At 65.7% G+C, this 4,219-nt stretch carries 6 protein-coding genes; 2 read left to right on the top strand and 4 right to left on the bottom strand.

The window, feature by feature from the left end:
* Positions 1-16: 16 nt before the first annotated feature.
* Complete coding sequence (locus ABYB95_RS18160) at positions 17-235, bottom strand: CsbD family protein (protein ID WP_372660072.1); 219 nt, start codon at positions 233-235, stop codon at positions 17-19.
* A 40-nt stretch (positions 236-275) separates the two neighbouring features.
* Complete coding sequence (locus tag ABYB95_RS18155) at positions 276-599, bottom strand: BON domain-containing protein (protein WP_372660070.1); 324 nt, start codon at positions 597-599, stop codon at positions 276-278.
* 278 nt (positions 600-877) lie between these two features.
* Here ABYB95_RS18155 and ABYB95_RS18150 point away from each other — a divergent pair, with 278 nt between their 5' ends.
* On the top strand, positions 878-2,323 hold the full coding sequence (locus ABYB95_RS18150; RefSeq protein WP_372660068.1) for a class II fumarate hydratase: 1,446 nt from the start codon (positions 878-880) through the stop codon (positions 2,321-2,323).
* Between the two features lie 19 nt (positions 2,324-2,342).
* On the opposite strand, the gene ABYB95_RS18145 is transcribed toward ABYB95_RS18150, so the two are convergent.
* Entirely contained in the window at positions 2,343-3,269 is a 927-nt protein-coding gene (locus ABYB95_RS18145) for a LysR family transcriptional regulator (protein WP_372660067.1), read from the bottom strand.
* Positions 3,270-3,403: 134 nt separating this feature from the next.
* On the opposite strand from ABYB95_RS18145, the gene ABYB95_RS18140 reads away from it, so the two are divergent.
* Complete coding sequence (locus ABYB95_RS18140) at positions 3,404-3,589, top strand: hypothetical protein (protein WP_372660065.1); 186 nt, start codon at positions 3,404-3,406, stop codon at positions 3,587-3,589.
* Positions 3,590-3,646: 57 nt separating this feature from the next.
* Here ABYB95_RS18140 and ABYB95_RS18135 read toward each other — a convergent pair.
* Positions 3,647-4,219: SPOR domain-containing protein (locus ABYB95_RS18135; RefSeq protein WP_372660063.1), on the bottom strand; the 573-nt coding region annotated here is incomplete at its 5' end.

The following is a 4,219-nucleotide window of genomic DNA, read 5'->3' as shown; positions in this document are numbered from 1 at the left end:
GCCAGCGTGTGCGTGATCAGTCTTTGAACCAGTCGTCGCCCGCTTTTTTCTCCCACTGCGCGATCTGCTCTTCGGCCTCTTCTTTGGCGCAGCCGTAGCGCTCTTCGATCTTGCCGGCGAGTTGCTCGCGGCGTCCCGCCACGATGTCAAAGTCGTCGTCGGTCAGCTTGCCCCATTGTTCCTGGACCTTGCCTTTGACTTGTTTCCAATTGCCTTCGATGCGTTCCCAGTTCATATGCTTCCTTTCGATGGTTGGGAAAAAAGTGCGGGTGTTTTCAACCGCGCACAGCGATGCCGTTTTTGACGGACTTGACGCCTTTGACGCCACGGGCCAAGGTCTCGGCGCTCGACTTTTCGTCGGCGCTCTTGGCAAAGCCCGAGAGCTGGACCGTGCCATTCAGGGTTTCAACGCTGATGGCGGTGGCGTCGACCGATTTCGCCTCGGCAAACTTGGCTTTGACGGCGGTGGTGATGGCCGCGTCGTCGATGTAGGCGCCCACCGTCTGCTGGTCGCGCGCCACGGCGCAACCGGTCACGGCGGTCAGTGCGGTCAAAGAAGCGGCGGTTGCCAATGCGGCAATAAGGGTGCGTGTTTTCATGGAATTCTCCTGAAGGGTTTGCTGCGGCAACTGCGCGAAGTGCGAGGTCAACCGCTGAGTCCAATGTAGGGAAACCGAGGGTGGCACGGCGTCGGAAGACGGCGTTTGGCTTTGTAGGAGAAGGCCGTATCCGCACCCGCCCTGAACAGGGGAAAACCCCGCAAGCCCTGCGTGGCTTTGGGCAGCGGTCGACAAACCGCTGCCGCCGGGTGAATACTGCTTCACAGCAAAAGCCACACCCGCCCGACGCCACCCGCGCAAGCCACCGGAGAACCACCATGCCCGCCACACGCACCGAGTCCGACAGTTTCGGCCCCATCGAAGTCCCGCTCGAAGCGCTGTGGGGCGCGCAAACCGCGCGCAGCTTGCACTTTTTCGCCATCGGCGAACAGCACATGCCCGCGCCCATGGTCCAGGCCATGGCATGGGTCAAGTGGGCAGCAGCCCGGGTCAACACCGAACTCGGTCTGCTGCCCGCCGACCACGCCCGGGCCATTGCCGATGCGGCCGAGCAGGTGGCGATGGGCGCACACCCTGAGGCCTTTCCGCTCTCGGTCTGGCAGACCGGCTCGGGCACGCAGAGCCACATGAATGTCAACGAAGTGGTGGCCCATCTCGCCAACCAGGCGCTGCTGGCGCGGCAGAAAGATGCACCCCAGGTGAGCGCGCACGACCATGTGAACCTGGGCCAGTCGTCCAACGACGTATTCCCCACCGCCTTGCACCTGGCCGTGGCCTTGCAGGCGCGGCGAAGCCTGTGGCCAGCGCTACAAGGGCTGCGGGCAGCGCTGGACGACAAGGCCCAGGCGTGGACCGGCGTGGTCAAGATCGGGCGCACCCATTTGCAAGACGCCACGCCGGTGACGCTGGGCCAGGAATTCGGCGGCTACGTGGCCCAGCTGGATTTGTGCCTGCACAGCCTGCAACATGCGATGGGCCCGGTGCACGCCCTGGCCATTGGCGGCACCGCCGTGGGCACCGGCCTGAACACCCACCCGGACTTTGGCGCGCGGGTAGCGGCCACCTTGGCGCAACGCCTGGGCCTGCCTTTGGTGCAGGCCGACAACCTGTTCGCCGCCATGGCCGGCCACGAGGCCTTGGTGGGCTTTCACGCGGGCCTGAAGATGTTGGCCATCGCGCTGATCAAGATCGGCAACGACATCCGCCTGATGGGCAGCGGCCCACGCGCCGGTCTGGGCGAGTTGCAGTTGCCCGAGAACGAGCCCGGCAGCTCCATCATGCCGGGCAAGGTCAACCCCACGCAGATCGAAGCCTTGTGCATGGTGTGCGCGCAAGTCGTGGGCCACGACGCGGCCATCGGCTTTGCGGCCAGCCAAGGGCAGTTTGAACTCAATGTGTACAAACCCTTGATCGCCCTGAACGCGCTCGACAGCCTGCGCCTGCTCGGCGACGCCATGGACAGTTTTTCCCGGCACTGTGTGGCCGGCCTCGAGGTGCACACGGCGCGGGTGGACGAGTTGCTGAACCGCTCGCTGATGCTGGTGACGGCACTCACCCCACACATCGGTTACGCCGCAGCCGCAGCGATCGCCCGGCACGCGCAACACAGCGGCGGCACCTTGCGCGAGGCGGCGCTGGCGCTCGGCACGGTGAGCGCCGAACAGTTCGACCAATGGGTGCGGCCCGCAGCCATGCTGGGGCCTTTGGGCGCGAACACACCGCCCCCGAAGCAAGGCGCGGCGGGGTTGGAGGGTTTGAAATAGACGGAGGAAGATGCAACCTTCAGCTGGCCTGCAGCCGCTTCACCAGCGCATCGCCCACGAACTGCATGAAGGCGCGCACCCGCGCCGTCTTGCGCAAATCGGGGTGGGTGACCAGCCACACCGGCAGCGCCAGTTCGGGTATGGGATCGGACACCGCCACCAACTCCGGGTGTTTGTCTTCCATGAACGTGGGCAGCACACCCACGCCAATGCCGGTGCGCAACATGGCCGCCTTGGCGTTGAAAATATCCACCCGCACGCGCACGTCGGCCTGCGCCAGTTGCTGGCGCATCCAGCCGTCGTACACCCGAGCCGACGCACCGCGCTCAAAGGCCACCCAAGGCGCGTCGCGCGTGAGCACGGCCAGTGGTGTGGGCACCTGGGGCAGGCCGGGCGCGCCACGCAAAGCGTAGACGCGGCACTGCGTCATGCCCAGTTGCCGCCCCACCAGGTGTTCGGCCACATGGCCCGACAGGCGCAAGGCCACATCGGCTTCGCGGCGCATCTGGCTCTGCTCGGTGTCGTTGTGGCGGCTGGCCAGATCGACCAGAAAAGCGTTTTCCACCACCTCGACTTCGATGCCAGGAAAGGCGCGCGAAAAGTCGGCCAGGGGCTGGGGCAGCAAATGCTCCATCACCACAAAAGCGGTGGTCACGCGCAGCGGTCCGGTGAGCTCGCGGTCGCGCCCCAACACCTGGCGCTCGATCTCGTCCACCCGCGCCGCCATGTGACCGGCCTGCTCCAGCAACACCAGCCCCGCTTCGGTAGGCTGGTAGCCGCTGCGCTGGCGGTCGAACAAGCGTGCTCCCAGGTGCGCCTCCAGCGCGTCGAGGCGGCGCAACACCGTGGTGTGGTTCACGCCCAGCGAACGGGCGGCGCCCGCCAAGGAGCCGGCGGCACCGATGGCCACGGCGTGGCGCAAATCGTCCCAATCGAATGAGGGCATGCTGATCTTTGCTTTTTTGCAAACTAAAACTGCAATATGCCATATTGCGATCAAAGACGCACACATGCACAGTGTGAACTCTGCGTATTTACCCGAATGTCCGGGCGCCATCCGCGCAGACGATGGGAGTCGCCATGAATACCTTCACCACCCAACTCAGCACACGCAGGGGAAGCCGGCCCACCGCACGGCATGCATCTGCGGTCACGCGCAGCCCGTCGGCCCCCGTGCTTGCCCAGCAGCCCGGCTGGCTGGATCGGCTCGCCGCCTGGTCGGACCGCACGCCGACCCACCACCGCATGGGCAGCTACAACCGGTAAGACCTTGCGGCGTTTTCGCACCGCTTTTCACGTCCAGTGAAGCGGTGCTGCACATGCTCAGGGTTTGAACACCAGCGCTTCCAGCCCCAGGCTTTGTATGCGCTTGGCCGCCGCATCGGCGCCCGCGCGATCCGCAAACGGCCCCACCCGCACACGGCTGCGGGTGCCGTTCGCACCATCCACCTCTTGGATGTAGGCGGGCAGACCCGCCTCGATCAAACGCGCATGGGCTTGGCGCGCGTTGCTCTCTTCGGCAAACAAACCCACATTGATGGCATAGCCCTGGGCCGCAACGGGTTTGGCAGGCGCTTGTGATGTCGGTGCCGGTACCGATGCTGATGCGGAACGGGGCGGTGGTGTCGCCACCGGCGCGGGGTCCGCTGGCGGTTCGGGCAGCGCCACAGGCCATTCGGCGGGTTGCAGCGGCAAGCTCACAGCGTCCATGGCCGCGCCCTGCGCGGGTTCGGGATCGGCCACCGGCCCAACCTCCGGGAGCACCGGTGAGACCGGCAAGACCATGTTGCTGGGCGCGGGCAAGGCCGAGGCACTGGGTACGTCCACGGCGTTCGAAGTGGTGGGCGCGGGAGTGCGGTGTGGGGCTACCGACACAAAAATCAAAGCCGTCAGCAG

It is taken from the genome of Hydrogenophaga sp. (assembly GCF_041633695.1).
Classification (GTDB): Bacteria; Pseudomonadota; Gammaproteobacteria; order Burkholderiales; family Burkholderiaceae_C; genus Hydrogenophaga.
The sequence above is the reverse complement of the archived record's forward strand: the minus strand, read 5'-3'. Positions and strand labels throughout refer to the sequence as shown.